Below are 17,432 nucleotides of genomic sequence, written 5' to 3'. Positions count from 1 at the left end.
AAGGAGGAATTTTGATATGGCCGTTCAAATACCAAGGGGAACCCAGGATATCCTTCCTGGTCAATCAGAAAAGTGGCAGTATATCGAAAACGTAGCAAAAGAAATTTGCTCAGTGTATCAGTATCAAGAAATACGTACACCAATTTTTGAAAGTACCGAGTTATTTGAAAAAGGTGTGGGAGATACAACAGACATTGTACAAAAAGAAATGTATACATTTACGGATAAGGGAAACCGCAGTTTAACTTTGCGTCCGGAAGGTACGGCAGCGGTAGTTCGTTCCTTTGTGGGAAATAAAATGTATGGGAATGCTATTCAACCTGTTAAGTTGTTCTATATTGGGCCTATGTTCCGATACGAGCGTCCACAGGCAGGGCGTTTCAGACAATTTGTACAGTTTGGTGTGGAAGCTTTAGGGAGTTCCGATCCGGCAATTGATGCAGAAGTAATTTCATTAGCCATGAATATATATAAAAAGTTAGGGTTAAAGAATCTGAAGCTAGTGATCAACAGTCTTGGAGACAAGGAAAGCCGTGCAAAACACAGAGAAGCTTTGATTGCGCACTTTAAGCCCCGGATTGAGGAATTCTGTCCAAATTGTAAAAATCGCTTAGAACGTAACCCATTACGAATACTAGATTGCAAAGAGGACCGTAATCATGAATTAATGTCTGGCGCACCGTCCATTATCGATTACTTAAATGAAGAGTCTACCGAGTATTTTAACAAAGTAAAAGCGTACTTGGATGCGATCGGAATTGCTTATGTTGTGGATCCAGGCTTGGTTCGCGGACTTGATTATTACAATCATACAGCTTTTGAAATCATGCTCGATTCTGAAGGATTTGGGGCAATTACTACTCTTTGTGGAGGCGGCCGTTATAACGGACTTGTTCAAGAGGTGGGCGGTCCTGAAACCCCTGGGATTGGATTTGCTTTAAGTATTGAAAGATTGCTATCTGCACTTGAAGTCGAAAATATTGAGCTTCCGATTGAAAAAAGTGTAGATTGTTTTATTGTTTCACTTGGCGACGAAGCAAAGGATTACTCTGTGAAACTGGTAGATGAGTTGCGCAGCAACGGAATTTCAGCTGAAAAGGATTATTCCGATCGCAAAGCAAAAGGCCAATTTAAGGCGGCGGATCGTGTAAATGCCAAATTCGTGGCTGTACTTGGAGAAGATGAGCTGAAAGAAAATAAAATTTCTTTAAAAGATATGCAAACCGGTGAGCAACAGCAAGTGGGGCTCGCTGAGTTAGTAACAGAATTAAAAACTAAACTGGGAAGATAATAGGAGGAATTACAGTGTACGGAAGAACATATTTTTGCGGAGAAGTACCGGTAACAGCAATCGGAGAAGAAATCACTGTCAAAGGGTGGGTCCAAAAAAGACGTGACCTTGGCGGGTTAATTTTTATCGATTTAAGAGACCGTACAGGCATTGTCCAAGTTGTATTTAACCCAGATTTATCACCTGAAGCCCTAGGTCTAGCTGAAAAAATCAGAAGTGAATATGTATTAAGCGTACGGGGAAAAGTGGTAGCGCGTGAAGAGGGAACGATAAACAAAAACCTTAAAACAGGTAGTATTGAAGTTCAGGCAGAAGAGGTAATCATTATCAATGAATCCAAAACACCTCCATTTGCGATTACAGATAACGAAGAAGTATCTGAGGACCTTCGTTTATCTTACCGATATTTAGATCTTCGTCGTCCGGTTATGTTCGAAACGTTTAAAATGAGACATAAAGCGACTAAAGCAATCCGTGACTTCTTAGATGGAGAAGGCTTCCTTGATATTGAAACACCTATTTTAACTAAGAGCACTCCAGAAGGCGCGCGTGATTACTTAGTACCAAGCCGTGTGCATGAAGGTGAATTTTATGCATTGCCGCAATCGCCTCAAATCTTCAAGCAATTATTGATGGTTTCTGGAATTGAACGCTATTATCAAGTGGCACGTTGTTTCCGTGATGAGGACTTACGTGCAGACCGTCAGCCTGAGTTTACACAAATCGATATTGAAACTAGCTTTATGAGCCAAGAGGATATTCAGGATTTGACTGAACGCATGATGGCTAAAGTGATGAAGGAAGTCAAAGGAATCGAGCTTTCTTTACCACTACCGAGAATGACGTATGATGAAGCGATGAGCCGATATGGTATTGATAAACCTGATACTCGTTTTGCGATGGAATTAATTGACGTTAGCAATATCGTTAAAGATTCAGGCTTTAAAGTCTTCACAGGTGCAGTGGAATCCGGCGGACAGGTTAAGGCATTGAATGTAAAAGGTGCTGCTTCTAATTACTCCAGAAAAGATATTGATGCATTGGGTGAATTTGCTGCCCGCTACGGTGCAAAAGGGCTTGCATGGATGAAGATGGAGGAAGAAGGTCTAAAAGGACCAATCGCAAAATTCTTCCAGGATGAAGACGGAAAAGGTTTAATCGAGGTTACTGGTGCTGAAGCTGGAGACTTGCTGCTCTTTGTTGCTGATAAGAAATCCGTAGTCGCAGACGCATTGGGTAATTTACGAAATAAATTAGGAAAAGAATTAAACCTAATTGATGAAAGTAAATTTAATTTCTTATGGGTAACTGACTGGCCGCTTCTTGAATATAAAGAAGAAGATGGAAGATATTATGCAGCTCATCACCCATTCACAATGCCTGTTAGAGAACAAATTTCTTTGCTTGATGAAAACCCTGGTGAAGTAAAAGCAATTGCTTACGACCTTGTGTTAAATGGTTATGAATTGGGTGGAGGAAGCTTACGTATCTTTGAACGTGCTATTCAGGAAAAAATGTTTGAGGTCCTCGGATTCACACCAGAAGAGGCTAACGAGCAATTTGGTTTCTTAATGGAAGCCTTTGAATATGGTACTCCACCACATGGTGGAATTGCCTTGGGATTGGATCGTTTAGTCATGTTACTTTCCGGCCGTTCAAACTTACGTGATACGATTGCATTTCCTAAGACTGCAAGCGCGAGCTGCCTGTTGACAGATGCACCGAGTGAAGTATCTGAAAGCCAGCTTAAAGAGCTTAGTCTAAAGGTCTCAAAAATGGAATCGGGCTTGAAAAAGTAACCTGCTTTTGATATGATTAAATCAATTAATAGACGTCCTGAAGTGTACGTTATGCATCCTTTTTGTTTTGACCGAACATTTCTTTTAACGGGAGTCCGGAGTTTACCGCTTGCGCAAATGCCTTTTTCGTGAAGGACTTGCAACAAAGTGGAACAGGACACCCACCTGCCGAGGGCGGGCCAAAGCACTAGGCATCAAACGGCACAATTTGGGGCGTCTATACTTATGAAGAATTGTTATAACTCATTGCAGCTGCTGCAATGAGTTTTTTATTTTTATCGATGAAAAATATATCCTTTCATTCCTAGTAGGAAAGTATGGTATCATAAATCGAAACGACGGAACAGCTAATGAAGAAAAGGTACATAATTTTAGAACGATACAATACTGCAGTGGCTGTTAATCAATGGTTTATCTCAATTGTCTAAGCGAAAGAATAGCAAGTAAAGGGATTGGTAGATAATCGTGGCCTGCTGCTGAATCAGCTGAAACTGTATTTTACATCGATAAATGCTTTCGTTTAAAATACATTCAAAGAGTTAAGCGCGTATAGATGAACAGAAATGTTTAGGAAAATAAAAATAGGTAATTACATTTACTAACAAAATGAAATTGGAGTGGAGCTATTCATGTTGCATCAATTCTCACGTAATGAATTGGCTGTCGGGAAAGATGGCTTGGAAATATTAAAAAATACAACTGTGGCGATTCTAGGTATTGGCGGAGTGGGTTCTTTTGCCGTGGAAGCTTTAGCGCGATCCGGGGTGGGCACGTTAATCTTGGTAGATAAGGACGATATAGATATAACAAATGTGAATAGACAAATTCATGCGTTATTATCCACTGTTGGAGAGCAAAAAGTAGATGCTATGAAAAAGCGTATTTTTGACATCAATCCAGATTGCGAAGTAATTGCTTTAAAAATGTTCTATACAGAGGAAACATATCAGGATTTCTTCGCCTATAAACCGGATTATGTAATCGATGCCTCCGATACGATTATTTACAAAATTCACTTGATGAAAGAATGTTTGATAAGGAATATTCCTATCATCTCAAGCATGGGCGCAGCCAATAAGATGGATCCAACCCGCTTTCAAATCGCGGATATATCTAAAACACATACAGATCCATTAGCTAAAGTGATCCGTACAAAATTAAAGAAAGAAGGCATTCGAAAAGGGATTCCAGTCATTTTCTCCGATGAGAGCCCAATTGTGCCTTTTGATGAAGTGACAAAAGTGGTGGGCAACCAGGATGCAGATATTCGTAAGGCTAAATTCCCGCCTTCATCTAATGCGTTTGTACCATCTACGGCAGGATTGATTGCAGCAAGCTGGGTAGTAAGAGAAGCATTGAAGGAAATTAAAATCAAACGAGTGAATGATTAACGTTATGGGTGAATTGTTACCTGCATGTAAAAAAGATTGGCTAATAGAAGCCAATCTTTTTTACTGCTTATTTTTAAACTGTTCCAGTCTTTCATATATAGCAGCTAATCGTTTCTCCTCGCCGGATTCAATCGGATCATAGTATTTTGTTCCCTTTAAGTTGCCTGGGAGATAATCTTGTTTGACCCAGCCACCGAAAGTGCCGATAGGGTAGTCATGCGGGTATTTATAACCAACATGCCCGAGGTCTTTTGAGCCTGAATAATGGGCATCACGTAAATGCTTAGGGATATCCCCGACTTTGCCGCTTCGAATATCCGAAATGGCTTGATCCAATGCCTTATAAGCAGAATTTGATTTGGAGGATAGACACATTTCCACAACAGCCACTGAAAGCGGGATACGCGCCTCGGGAAGACCGAGACGTTCACTGGCGGTAACAGCTGCCAACACATTATTTCCGACGGAGGGATTTGCCAGTCCGATATCTTCATAAGCAATCACTAAAAGTCTCCGATTGACTGCAACCAGATCACCAACCTCAAGAAGGTGAGCTAAATAATATAAAGAAGCATGAACGTCGCTTCCTCTTATGCTTTTTTGCAGGGCGGATAACAGGTTATAGAAGTTTGAGCCTTTTTTATCTCCATAAACTCCTACATTCCCGCCTAAATCGTCAATGACTTCATCTTCTATGATATACGTATCCTCATCCCTGGTTGATGAGAAAACTGCTGATTCCAGCAGCGTTAACGATTTTCTTGCATCTCCATTTGAGTGAAGGGCAATTTTTTTTATTTGTTCCTCGGTGATTTGGATATCCATTTTTCCCAGACCATTTTTTTCATCAGAAAGGGCTCTTTGGAGCAGTGTGATGGTTTCTTCGACAGATAAGCGGGTAAGCTGCTTGATTTGGCCGCAGCGGCTCCGAATAGCTGGATTGACATCATGGAATGGGTTTTCCGTTGTGGCACCGATTAAAATGATATCGCCTCGTTCTACATGTGGCAGAAGATAATCCTGCTGAGCTTTATTGAATCGGTGAATCTCATCAAGAAAGAGGATAACCTGCCCGGTCAGACGTGTTTCATCAACAACTGCTTCGATATCCTTCTTCCCGGCTGTAGTTGCATTTAAAGCAATGAACGGTATTTTGGTGGTTCCCGCAATTGCATAAGCAATGGATGTTTTTCCAATGCCAGGTTCACCATATAATAACATAGAAGGGACATGCCCGTTTTTAATCATTTTATATAAACTGGTTTGTTTGCCGATGATTTCGTTCTGGCCAATAATTTCATCTAAGTTCTTAGGTCGCATTCGAAATGCGAGTGGTTCAGTATTCAACTAACTAACCTCCACAAATAAGCTTCAGGATGCTTTCATTATATCGATAAACGCTTCACATTCCTATATTTTCGTTTTTGCGTAAGAGCTGCGAATTTTATCCTTTCATGAGATTTCCTGTAGTCGAAACTGGTTTTTTTTACTATGATTAAATAGAAAATAAAAAATTAAGAAGAATTGTACTGAGTCATTGAAAATAGGCAATGATTTAATGTATGGTATACTTTTGTAGACTAAATGTAAGGCTGAGGTGCTAAGTAATGAAAATATCTACCAAAGGAAGATACGGACTTACCATTATGATTGATTTAGCTAAGAAACATGGAGAAGGTCCTACTTCCCTAAAATCGATAGCACAATCAAATAATTTGTCCGAACACTATTTGGAACAATTGGTTACCCCCTTGCGTAATGCAGGACTTGTTAAAAGTGTAAGGGGTGCCTATGGCGGCTATAAACTAACGAAAGATCCACATGAAATTACAGCAGGTGATGTGATCAAGGTGCTTGAAGGCCCAATTACACCGGTTGAAGGCATTGAGGACGAAGAACCTGTTAAACGGCAATTGTGGATTAAAATCAGAGATGCTGTAAAGGATGTTTTGGATAATACAACTTTGGAAGACTTGGCATCCTATGAAGAAGAGGACGACTCCACTCAATCATATATGTTCTACATTTAATATAAAGTAATTTTGTTTAGGCAAAGGAGGTATAGGCCATGGAACGGGTTTATATGGATCATGCAGCGACAACGCCTATGCATCCAGAAGTTATTGATGTGATGACAGAGGTTATGAAGAAGACTTACGGAAATCCATCAAGCATTCACCAATTCGGCAGAGAATCGAGAAAGCTAATTGATGATGCAAGAAGAGTGCTGGCTGAAAGTATTGGTGCACAAATAGATGAAATTATATTCACGAGCGGTGGTACAGAAGCAGATAATGCCGCAATCTATAGCAGTGTACAAGCTATGAAGAATAAAGGCAAACATATTATTACGTCAGAAATTGAACATCATGCCGTATTGCATACATGCCAGGCTCTTGAAAAAGAGGGATACGAGGTTACGTATTTGCCTGTCAATGAAGAAGGACAGGTAACTGTGAGTGCTGTTCAGGAAGCATTACGAGATGATACAGTTTTAGTGACAATCATGTTCGGAAATAATGAAGTGGGCACTATTCAGCCTATTCAGGAAATTGGCAGGCTTTTGGCTGACCATCAGGCATTGTTCCACACAGATGCGGTACAGGCATACGGAATCATTCCTATATCGGTTCATGAGTTAGCTGTGGATTTCTTAAGTGTGTCTGCACATAAAATTAATGGTCCGAAAGGTATTGGCTTCTTATATGCGCGAAAAGGCGTACCATTTAAGCCATTGCTACTTGGCGGTGAGCAGGAAAGAAAACGCCGGGCAGGAACTGAAAACGTGCCTGGGGCAGCAGGCTTTGCAAAGGCGGCTGAGCTGATGTCTAACACACGTGAGGAGAAAGCGAAGCAGTATAGAGCCTTTAAAGAAATAATGCTCCATGTATTTGACGAAGCAGGTATTAATTATTCCATCAATGGAAAGCTGGATGATTCACTGCCGCATGTATTGAATATTAGTTTTCCAGGAACGAGTGTTGAGGCTTTCTTAGTCAATATGGATTTGGCAGGGGTGGCTGTTTCAAGCGGTTCTGCCTGTACAGCTGGATCGATTGAACCATCGCATGTTCTTGTCTCGATGTTTGGAAAAGATTCAGAGCGGACAAAGAATTCAATTCGCTTCAGCTTTGGGCAGGGCAATACGGAACAAGAAGTAGAAAAAGCAGCGAAGATTGCTGTAAATGTGATAAATCGATTAGTGAAGTAAATAGGTATGAGGTGAAGTGTATAATGAAATCCCCGGCGGAAACTAGAGTTGTTGTCGGAATGTCCGGTGGAGTGGATTCTTCTGTTGCAGCTTATCTTTTAAAAGAGCAGGGCTATGACGTTGTAGGAATTTTCATGAAAAACTGGGACGATACAGATGAAAATGGTGTTTGTACAGCTACGGAGGACTATGAAGATGTCATCCGTGTCTGCAATCATATTGGAATTCCCTACTATGCAGTCAATTTTGAAAAACAGTATTGGGATAAAGTGTTTTCTTATTTCCTTGAGGAATATAAAGCGGGACGTACACCAAATCCCGATGTGATGTGTAATAAAGAAATTAAATTTAAGGCATTTCTTGAGCATGCCATGGATCTAGGTGCAGATTATTTGGCGACAGGCCATTATGCGCGTGTGGCTTACCAAGACGGAGAATATAAAATGCTTAGAGGGTTGGATAATAATAAGGATCAAACTTATTTTCTAAACCAATTAACTCAGGAGCAATTAAGCAAGGTTATGTTCCCGATTGGTGAGTATGATAAGCCAAAAATTAGAGAAATTTCCTTGGAGGCTGGCCTGCCAACGGCTACTAAAAAAGATTCTACAGGCATTTGTTTTATCGGGGAGCGTAACTTTAAGGAATTTCTTGGGCAATATTTGCCGGCTAAACCTGGTGAGATGAGAACGATGAGTGGTGAACTGAAGGGTAAGCATGACGGCCTTATGTATTATACATTGGGACAGCGTCATGGACTTGGAATTGGCGGAAGCGGTGAACCGTGGTTTGCGGTTGGGAAAGATTTAGAAAACAATGTTCTATTAGTAGAGCAAGGTTTTCACCATGACAGCCTCTATTCTGATTCTATTATCGCTGACAAAATGAACTGGATTTCCGAAAGGAAACCAGGTGATACTTTTGAGTGTACAGCTAAATTCAGATATCGCCAGGCAGATAATAAGGTAACAGTGAAAGTATTGGATGACAATCAGGCAGAAGTAATTTTTGCTGAGCCAATCAGAGCGGTGACTCCTGGGCAAGCTGCAGTATTTTATGATGGTGAAGTCTGCTTGGGTGGAGGTACCATCGATAAAGTTTATAAAAAAGGTTTAAAACTTGATTATGTTGGGTAAATAAAATAGCCAATTGAATGTGGATAGTCTGTTTCGTAGAGAAACAGGCTATTTACGTTCTGTAAAATATAAATATGCAGGTGATGAAGATGGATGTGAAGAAGTACGATTATTCACTTTCCAAGAAAGAGGTATTAGAAGTATTTGAAACTGATGCAGAAAGGGGGATAACGGAAAAAGAAGCCGAAGCGAGATTAAAAGACTATGGAAAAAATGAATTCGGAGTGGAGCAAAAAAATTCATTGTTAAAAATGATTGCTTTACAAATACATAACACACTTAATTACATATTGATGGTTGCCGCTTTATTCTCATTTATAGTGGGTGAAGTGAGTGACGGTTTAATTATTACATTTGTGATTATTATCAACACCATTATTGGTGTAGTCCAAGAGAAAAAGGCAGAAAATGCATTGGACGAACTAAAAAAGTTAGCAGCACCGAAAGCCTTGGTAAAAAGAGAAGGAAATGTCAGGGAAATAGATGCATCCTTGCTCGTACCTGGTGACTGCGTCTTACTTGAAGCCGGAAGGACAGTACCGGCTGATATTCGTATCATTCAATCCCATTCCTTGAAAATTGAAGAGTCTGCTTTAACGGGGGAGAGCCTTCCAGTAGATAAGGACGAGAATTGGAATTTGGAAAATCCTGATCAGCCACTTGGTGATTATCTTAATATGGCATTCATGTCTACTCAAGTTACAAATGGCCGAGGGATTGGAATTGTGGCTGCAACCGGGTTGAATACAGAGGTTGGGAAAATAGCTGAAATGCTTCACAGCACTGAATCCAGCAAAACTCCTTTGCAGAAAAATCTTGATCAGCTTGGGAAAAAATTAAGTTATTGTGCCATTATCGTTTGTGTCGTTATGTTCATTGTAGGATTAATGCAGGGACGGAATCCTGGAGAAATGTTTATGATTTCCACAAGTCTTGCTGTTTCGGCTATACCTGAGAGTTTATCGACAATGGTCATAATTGTTTTAACGCTAGGGGTAAGGCGCCTCATTAAGCAAAAGGCAATTATACGAAGAATTCCGGCAGTTGAAACTTTGGGTTCGGTTAGCATGATTTGTTCAGATAAAACAGGAACACTGACTTTGAACAAAATGAGTGTCGTTGAGCGTTATGTTAATTTAAAAGTTATAGAGGAAGATGTACCATATTCTGCGGATGACCAAAGGTTGATTAATCAATTGGCATTATGCTCGGATGCCACTTATGAACCGGAAGAAACCGGCGACCCGACAGAAGTGGCTTTTGTTAAAGCAGCACATGTGAATGGTTACACAAAGTCTGATTTAGATAAAGAATTTCCGCGTGTAGCCGAAATTCCGTTCGATTCAACGAGAAAAAGGATGACTACCATACATAAAGATGGCGATGGATACATTGTACTGACAAAAGGTGCAGTAGATATCCTGCTAGAGAGAATAACCACTATTCAACTAGATAGCGAAATAGTAAAAATGACGCCGGAATACATAACTGAAATTAATCAAGCTGTGATGCAGATGTCCAACCGCGCTCTTCGTGTAATGGCTTTGGCGGGAAAAAGAGTTTCGGCCGAAGCGATTTCTGAACTGAATGAAGAAGAAATAGAGAATGGTTTGACGTTTTTTGGAATGGTAGGCTTGATGGATCCGCCTCGACCGGAGGCAAAACTTCAAATTGAAAGAGCTCATCGTTCAGGAATTGAAGTAACGATGATTACAGGTGATCATCCGCAAACAGCGATTGCGATTGCGCACCGTTTAGGGATAACGGAATCCGATAAAGTTATCACGGGTGCCGAATTGAATCAAATGACACCTGAAGAATTGAAGGAAGCAGCAGTCGATACTCGTGTATTCGCCCGGGTATCACCGGAGCATAAAGTCCAAATCGTTCAGGCCTTCAAAGAAAATGGGCATATTGTTTCAATGACCGGTGATGGTGTTAATGATGCTCCTTCCTTAAAAACAGCTGATATTGGGGTTGCTATGGGACAAACTGGGACAGATGTTGCCAAGGGTGCCTCTGATATGGTTTTAATGGATGATAATTTCACCACGATTATAAAAGCGGTTGAAGAGGGTAGAAATATTTTTGCTAATATACGAAAATCTGTGCTTTTCCTTGTTACAAGTAACTTTGGTGAAGTTCTAGTGCTCTTTTTTGCCATCTTGCTTGGCTGGCCGACACCGTTACTGACCGTCCATATTTTATGGCTGAATTTAGTTGGTGATTCTATTCCAGCCTTTGCGCTTGGTGTAGATAAGAATAAGGATGTTATGCTGGATAAACCAAGGCCTAAAAAAGAAGGGATTTTCACGAGGGATTCAGTCATCTTCCTGATTTTAAATGGTTTGTTGATTGGTGTAGCTTCTCTCCTAGCCTTCCTAATTGGGTTGAAATGGGCTGCTGGAATTGATTCCATATTCGATTTACAATTTAATCAGCTTACAGACCATGAACTGAGAGTCGGACAAACGGTTGCCTTTATGGCACTAACCTTTATTAGCTACATGCAAGTATATAATGTCAGACATTTACGTAAACCAATCTGGAAAACAGATGTGTTTAGCAATAAATATTTAAATTGGTCTGTCATAGGTGTCATCTTGTTACAATTGGCAGTTGTTTATATCGAACCTTTTGCCAAATTACTCAAGATTGAACCGATAGGCTTAAGGGAATGGATCCTAATCTTCTTCTGTACAATTGGAACCATTGTCGTAAATGAAATTGTTAAGGGCTTCTTAAGATACTATGAAAAAAGAAAGGCTATGGATTAAGCTCCATAGCCTTCTATATTTCTTCGCTGATTCGATTAGCAATCAGGCGATATCCCTTGTCATTTAAATGGAGGCTATCACTGAAATAGTCTTTTTTTGTTTTATCCTGAAACAAATCATCTGTTGGTACGAAGGTGATAGATGAGTAGTTACTGACCGTTTCTTTTAGATCGTGATTCCAGTCATCTAGAATTTCGTCAAGGCGGTCGTCATTAGGAAATGGATTATATAATCCAACAACAATAAAGGGGACATCATGGTCAACCATGCGAATGCTTTTCAAAATGTCATCTACATTATCAAGATAATCTTTTTTCCCTTTCTTTATAGCGGATTGATTGATGGTTTGAAAATCACCGCCCAAACTTGTACGCAAATCATTAGTGCCTATAAATAAGATAATATAGTCAGCTTCATTCACTTTCTCACTTATTGTAGGATTCGCTAATTGTTTGATAACTCCCTCTGACTCCTGACCCGGAATTCCATAATTATTGATTTTATAATTTTTATTTGAGGATTCGCTTTCTGAAATTTTTTCAAGCTGACCGACATAGCCTTCCTCATGGCGATTGCCCAACCCATAGGTTAAGGAATCACCTAAAGCCATAATGACATGTTCCTGATCGGCTTTTATCTTTTCATCTAAAAAGAAGGTATATCCGATATAAATCAGTCCGATTATTAGTAAAAGTCCAGCTGCATAGTGTAGTTTCTTCATATCTCTCACTCCCATAGATATACTTCTACCCTAAAATCAAAGAATTTTAACAAAAAGTGTAATATTTTAATCTATATGATTAAGAGAGTAACCTAGTCATAAATAGGAAGGTAAACTGGTGGGATTTACTATAACTTATAAATGATGGCGCGCTGCTAGCCCAGATGCTTGTCTCTGGGACAACGGACTATCACTTTGTGGTATACTATTTCCATTCAGTTAGGAATGTAGGAGTGAATAGTATGGATAAAAATAAATTAGGTATTCAATATATGGAACAAGGAAAATGGGAGGATGCTGCAAAAGTATTCACCGAAATGATTGAAGAAAATCCAAATGACCCAGTAGGGTTTATCAATTTCGGCAATGTATTGGCATCGATGAACGACAATCAACGTGCGATTAAATTTTTTGAAAGAGCTATTGAACTGGATCCGGAAGCTGCGACTGCCTATTATGGATTGGGCAGCATTTATTATGAGCTCGATGATTTAGTGAAGGCGAAGGATGAGTTTGAGCTGGCTATCAAAAAAGGAATTGAAACAGCAGATGTGATGTTTATGCTGGGATTATGTCTGCTTCATTTAGACCAGCCGAAGCTGGCATTACCTTATTTCCAAAGAAGTGTTGAATTAAATCCGTCGGATGCAGAAGCTCAGTTCCATTATGGACTGGCTTTGGCAGGTGCTGAAATGTATGATATGGCGATTGATGCATGGAATAAGACGCTTGAAATTGATGAGTCACATGCAGATGCGTATTTTAACCTGGGTGTGGCCTACGGTGGGATTAAGGGAGATGCAGATAAAGCAATCGCTTATTTTGAAAAAGCGGTTGAAATCCAGCCTGATCACATCCTTGCTTTGAATGGGTTAAAACAAATGAAAGAACTGTTATAAACGGGAGGTGCTTCTTGTGGAACAAGAGTCGTTCGTCTTCTCCGACAATGACAAACCTTTCATCAAAGGAACACATTTGGTTACCATTTTTCATAATGAACAAAATTTATACTCGGTTGTACGAATCAGAGTGAAAGAAACGAATTTGAATTACGATGAAAAAGAAGCTGTTATTACCGGGTATTTCCCCCCTATTCATGAGGAAGAAATATACACGTTTTATGGGAAAATGAAAGAACATCCCCGTTTTGGGATTCAATTTCATGTAGATACCTTCCAGCGTGAAGTTCCTGAATCAAAGGAGGGTGTGATTGCTTATTTATCCGGATCTCTTTTTAAAGGGATTGGTAAAAAGATTGCAGAATCGATTGTCGAAAAACTTGGCGAAAAGGCAATCTCCAAAATTTTAGCGAATCCATCATTGCTCGATCAAATTCCTAAGCTAAGCGGTGAAAAGGCAAAGCAATTGTATGATACTCTGGCAGCCAATCAGGGCCTGGAGCAAATCATGATTAATTTATCCAGCCTGGGGTTTGGACCTCAGCTGTCGATGAAAATTTATCAGGCTTATAAAGAGGACACGATTTCCATCATTGAGCAAAATCCATACCAGCTAGTCGAAACGATTGAGGGAATTGGATTTACTCGCGCAGATGAAATCGGACTGCAGCTCGGCATTGGAGGAAGCCATCCATCCAGGATTAAGGCAGCGATTCTCTATACACTTGACAGATCTTGTGTACAGGACGGGCATTCGTATACCGAGGCTGAGGAACTGTTGATCAGCGTAAAAACTCTCTTGGAACAAAATCAAAATGTGACCATCACTTTTGAGCAAATTACGGAATCACTTATCCAACTCGGTGAAGAGGGAAAAATCATTGGAGAAGAGAAAAGGTTTTATATGCCGTCCCTCTACTTTTCTGAAAAAGGGATTGTAACGAATATTAAACGGATTATGTCTCAGGACTCATATGCCGATCAATTTCCTGAATCTGAATTTTTATTGGAGCTAGGAAAACTAGAAGAGCGAATTGGGATGGAGTACGCTGAGGAGCAAAAGGATGCAATCTTTAAAGCCTTACATTCTCCGATGCTGATCCTGACAGGAGGTCCTGGTACCGGTAAAACAACCGTTATTAAAGGAATCGTTGAATTATATTCAGAATTACATGGTTTGTCCCTTAATCCAAAAGATTATAATAATGAAAATCCATTTCCATTTGTTTTAGCAGCTCCAACAGGACGCGCGGCAAAAAGGATGAAGGAATCCACAGGGCTTCCCGCCGTAACTATCCACCGTTTATTGGGCTGGAATGGGTCGGATGTTCAGCGTGATGAAGATAATCCAATCAGCGGAAGGCTTTTAATTGTAGATGAGATGTCTATGGTAGACATTTGGCTGGCCAATCAGCTTTTTAAAGCATTGCCGAATGATATGCAAGTCATCCTCGTTGGTGATGAGGATCAGTTGCCTTCAGTTGGACCAGGTCAGGTATTGAAGGATTTACTTGCCTCTTCCGTTATTCCTGTAACCCGTCTGGAATCGATATTCAGACAGGAAGATGGTTCTTCCATTATTCAGCTCGCGCATGCGATAAAAAACGGACAGCTGCCGCCAGATATTCGGAAACCGCAGGGCGATCGTTCATTTTTCTCTTGTTCCACTAATCAAGTAGCAGATGTGATTAGGCAGGTTGTAACCAATGCCCGCCAAAAAGGGTTCCCAGCCCGTGATATTCAGGTTTTGGCTCCAATGTACAGAGGGAGTGCCGGAATTGATTCCCTCAATGTCCTCCTGCAGGGCATTCTTAATGATAATCGCGATAAGAAGAAAAGGGAATTGACTTTTGGGGATGTGGTTTATCGGGTTGGAGATAAGGTTCTCCAATTAGTGAATCAGCCTGAAAATGGGATTTACAATGGTGATATGGGTGAAATTATTGCGATTATCTATGCAAAGGAAAATGAAGATAAGCAGGATCAGATTTTTGTTTCATTTGATGGCATTGAAGCGAAGTATACACGCCAGGAGCTCAATCAAATAACTCATGCTTATTGTTGTTCCATTCATAAATCCCAGGGAAGTGAATTCCCAATCGTCATATTGCCAGTTGTTAAGAGCTATCACCGCATGCTAAGGAGGAACTTAATTTACACGGCTATAACAAGGAGCAAACAGTTCCTGATTGTATGCGGTGAAGAGGAAGCCTTACGATACGGCGTCGGTCGCAGTGGTGAGGAGGAACGGCGAACAACTCTACTTGAAAAACTGCAGGAAGGGTTCCGTGATAAGGAACTTATCTCCAAACCTGAAAATCCAGTTACTGAAAATGAAAGTTCCAATGAAGACGGCTTGACGTATGAGCAAAAAATATTCCAAACAGATCCAATGATTGGGATGGAAAACATTACGCCTTATGATTTTATGATACGCGGTTAAAATACAAATGTCGGTCTTTAAGCTGAATGAATTCTGCATACAATGGACAAACTGGCAATTACAGAGATATTTTTTTATGAGGTGATTGCTATGAAATGTCCGAATTGCTCCAGCAAAGATATCGGCAAGATTGGCGTGAATCAATATTATTGCTGGAATTGTTTTGTGGAATTATCTATCCAAAAAGGAATTATGCATGTCCATCAGGTGGAAGAGGATGGAGTGTTAAGTTCTTTAGATGATTTGTTTAGCGAAGAAGACCGACAGATGAGTCTTTGATTCGTACTTCCTAAATTATGAGGTGAGTTGCTATGAATAAAATGGTTTCGTCGTTAATAACCTTAGGAGCGGGAATGGCGATCTATCGGAGTATGTCCAATAATGGAATGCTATCCGGCCGTAATATGAGAAAGATTAAACGAACAATCATGAAGTCATTTTGATTGGAAGTTAAGGGTTTAAAAGGTAGATTCTCTGCCTTTTAAACCTTTTTTAGTGTATGCCTGCAGAATCCCCATACATATTTTCTTTTAACATAAAGAAAATAGTACAGAGGTGGGATTTTTGAACATACAGATAAAGTGGTTTTATCGACTTGGATTTCTATTATTATTATTTATCGTATTATTTGTGTTTTACTTGCTTAGACCAATATGGTTTCCTGTTATACAGGTTTTTCTAACTGCATTATCACCATTTATTGGAGCCGCTCTTATTAGTTACCTCCTTCATCCCCTGGTGGAAAAAGTTCATCAGAAAGGTTTGCATAGAGGTTTGGCAATCGGTTTGATTTATCTGGTGTTTTTTGGGGCAGTCGGCTATGGATTGTATAAAGGAATTCCAGTATTCATTAACCAAATGATTGATGTTGCAGAAAGAGCACCAGAAATGGCAGAGTTATATCGAGGTTACATAGCTCGTTTTCATTCACAAACCTCAAGCTGGCCGTTTGGTCTGCATGATCGTTTGGAGCAAATCATCAGCTCTATAGAAATGAAACTGAGTTCTTCTATAACTGTATTAATAGAAGCGCTAAGTGGGCTGTCGGATTTTTTCATCTTTGTGTTACTCATCCCTCTCATATCCTTTTATTTACTGAAGGATGCTGAAAAGATTATTGATTTTGGTTTAAGATTATTTCCTAAAAAAAGCAGAGACACAACGAAAAAGTTCTTGAAGGATATCGACCATTCTTTGGGCGGATATCTTCGCGGACAGCTCTTGGTCTGTACGATTGTGGGATCCTTTGCCGCTATACTTTTCTGGTTATTTGGTATGAAGTATCCTTTATTGCTGAGCCTTTTTATTGGGGTAACGAATATTATTCCCTATTTCGGACCTCTGATTGGAGCGGTTCCGGCATTGCTCGTAGCGATCACTATGTCAACGGGCATGGTCATCAAGGTGGCCATTATCATTATTGTGATTCAATTTCTGGAGGGGAATGTCCTTTCACCAATTATCATGGGGAAAACGTTAAAGCTGCACCCGCTTATTATCATTTTTGCTTTGCTTGTCGGTGGTGAGATTAGCGGAATACTAGGCCTGATTCTTGCTGTCCCTATTTTAGCCTTTTTGAAGGTTGCTATTACTCATAGTAAAATATTAAGGAATAACCCTTAAACAATTCCTGAAACATTGACAAAGAAAACACTTATGACTATAATCCAACTTATAACGGAATATATTGAAATATGTTGATGGACCGAGTATGTTTAAGCCCTTCCGAATGTAAATCCTATTTACATGAAAGAGAGAAGTCTC

The 17,432-nt window shown here is 40.0% G+C and carries 14 protein-coding genes and 1 other RNA gene; 13 read left to right on the top strand and 2 right to left on the bottom strand.

Annotated elements, in window-relative coordinates; all coding sequences use genetic code 11:
• The first annotated feature begins 16 nt into the window (after positions 1 to 16).
• From hisS to AC4G3O_RS05515, 4 genes are all read left to right on the top strand, one after another.
• On the top strand, positions 17 to 1,291 hold the full coding sequence (gene hisS / locus AC4G3O_RS05530; RefSeq protein ID WP_066105436.1) for a histidine--tRNA ligase: 1,275 nt from the start codon (positions 17 to 19) through the stop codon (positions 1,289 to 1,291).
• Between the two features lie 14 nt (positions 1,292 to 1,305).
• Positions 1,306 to 3,090 carry an aspartate--tRNA ligase gene (aspS, locus tag AC4G3O_RS05525; protein ID WP_139892609.1) on the top strand — a complete coding sequence of 595 codons (1,785 nt, stop codon included), beginning with the start codon at positions 1,306 to 1,308 and terminating at the stop codon, positions 3,088 to 3,090.
• Between the two features lie 31 nt (positions 3,091 to 3,121).
• Positions 3,122 to 3,309: non-coding RNA, 6S RNA (ssrS, locus tag AC4G3O_RS05520), on the top strand.
• Positions 3,310 to 3,719: 410 nt separating this feature from the next.
• Entirely contained in the window at positions 3,720 to 4,481 is a 762-nt protein-coding gene (locus AC4G3O_RS05515; RefSeq protein WP_066105431.1) for a tRNA threonylcarbamoyladenosine dehydratase, read from the top strand.
• Positions 4,482 to 4,541: 60 nt separating this feature from the next.
• On the opposite strand, the gene AC4G3O_RS05510 is transcribed toward AC4G3O_RS05515, so the two are convergent.
• Positions 4,542 to 5,828 carry a replication-associated recombination protein A gene (locus AC4G3O_RS05510; protein ID WP_066105428.1) on the bottom strand — a complete coding sequence of 429 codons (1,287 nt, stop codon included), beginning with the start codon at positions 5,826 to 5,828 and terminating at the stop codon, positions 4,542 to 4,544.
• A 260-nt stretch (positions 5,829 to 6,088) separates the two neighbouring features.
• Here AC4G3O_RS05510 and cymR point away from each other — a divergent pair, with 260 nt between their 5' ends.
• The 4 genes from cymR (at position 6,089) to AC4G3O_RS05490 (ending at position 11,605) form a co-directional block, all read left to right on the top strand.
• Positions 6,089 to 6,511 (top strand): cysteine metabolism transcriptional regulator CymR, encoded by a 423-nt coding sequence (cymR, locus tag AC4G3O_RS05505; protein WP_066105425.1) that lies wholly within the window; start codon positions 6,089 to 6,091, stop codon positions 6,509 to 6,511.
• A gap of 38 nt (positions 6,512 to 6,549) precedes the next feature.
• On the top strand, positions 6,550 to 7,692 hold the full coding sequence (locus tag AC4G3O_RS05500) for a cysteine desulfurase family protein (RefSeq protein ID WP_066105423.1): 1,143 nt from the start codon (positions 6,550 to 6,552) through the stop codon (positions 7,690 to 7,692).
• 23 nt (positions 7,693 to 7,715) lie between these two features.
• Positions 7,716 to 8,828, top strand: coding sequence for a tRNA 2-thiouridine(34) synthase MnmA (gene mnmA / locus AC4G3O_RS05495; RefSeq protein WP_491135907.1), 1,113 nt, complete (start codon positions 7,716 to 7,718; stop codon positions 8,826 to 8,828).
• A gap of 89 nt (positions 8,829 to 8,917) precedes the next feature.
• Complete coding sequence (locus AC4G3O_RS05490; RefSeq protein WP_066105420.1) at positions 8,918 to 11,605, top strand: cation-translocating P-type ATPase; 2,688 nt, start codon at positions 8,918 to 8,920, stop codon at positions 11,603 to 11,605.
• Positions 11,606 to 11,618: 13 nt separating this feature from the next.
• Here the strand turns inward: AC4G3O_RS05490 and AC4G3O_RS05485 are convergent, their stop codons facing one another.
• On the bottom strand, positions 11,619 to 12,326 hold the full coding sequence (locus AC4G3O_RS05485; protein WP_491135906.1) for a GDSL-type esterase/lipase family protein: 708 nt from the start codon (positions 12,324 to 12,326) through the stop codon (positions 11,619 to 11,621).
• A gap of 242 nt (positions 12,327 to 12,568) precedes the next feature.
• Here AC4G3O_RS05485 and AC4G3O_RS05480 point away from each other — a divergent pair, with 242 nt between their 5' ends.
• From AC4G3O_RS05480 to AC4G3O_RS05460, 5 genes are all read left to right on the top strand, one after another.
• Positions 12,569 to 13,225 (top strand): tetratricopeptide repeat protein, encoded by a 657-nt coding sequence (locus AC4G3O_RS05480; protein ID WP_491135905.1) that lies wholly within the window; start codon positions 12,569 to 12,571, stop codon positions 13,223 to 13,225.
• A 16-nt stretch (positions 13,226 to 13,241) separates the two neighbouring features.
• Entirely contained in the window at positions 13,242 to 15,668 is a 2,427-nt protein-coding gene (gene recD2 / locus AC4G3O_RS05475) for an SF1B family DNA helicase RecD2 (RefSeq protein WP_225983612.1), read from the top strand.
• A gap of 90 nt (positions 15,669 to 15,758) precedes the next feature.
• The gene (locus tag AC4G3O_RS05470; protein WP_066105409.1) at positions 15,759 to 15,947 is read left to right on the top strand and encodes a YrzR-like zinc ribbon domain; all 189 of its coding nucleotides are present in this window, start codon (positions 15,759 to 15,761) and stop codon (positions 15,945 to 15,947) included.
• A 32-nt stretch (positions 15,948 to 15,979) separates the two neighbouring features.
• Positions 15,980 to 16,111, top strand: coding sequence for a YrzQ family protein (locus AC4G3O_RS05465; protein WP_077248072.1), 132 nt, complete (start codon positions 15,980 to 15,982; stop codon positions 16,109 to 16,111).
• A 112-nt stretch (positions 16,112 to 16,223) separates the two neighbouring features.
• Positions 16,224 to 17,291: an AI-2E family transporter gene (locus AC4G3O_RS05460; protein WP_306821560.1), complete on the top strand. Its 1,068-nt coding sequence runs from the start codon at positions 16,224 to 16,226 to the stop codon at positions 17,289 to 17,291.
• Positions 17,292 to 17,432 lie beyond the last annotated feature (141 nt).

Source organism: Bacillus sp. z14 (2026) (assembly GCF_058313575.1).
This window is presented reverse-complemented; position numbering and strand designations above follow the sequence as displayed.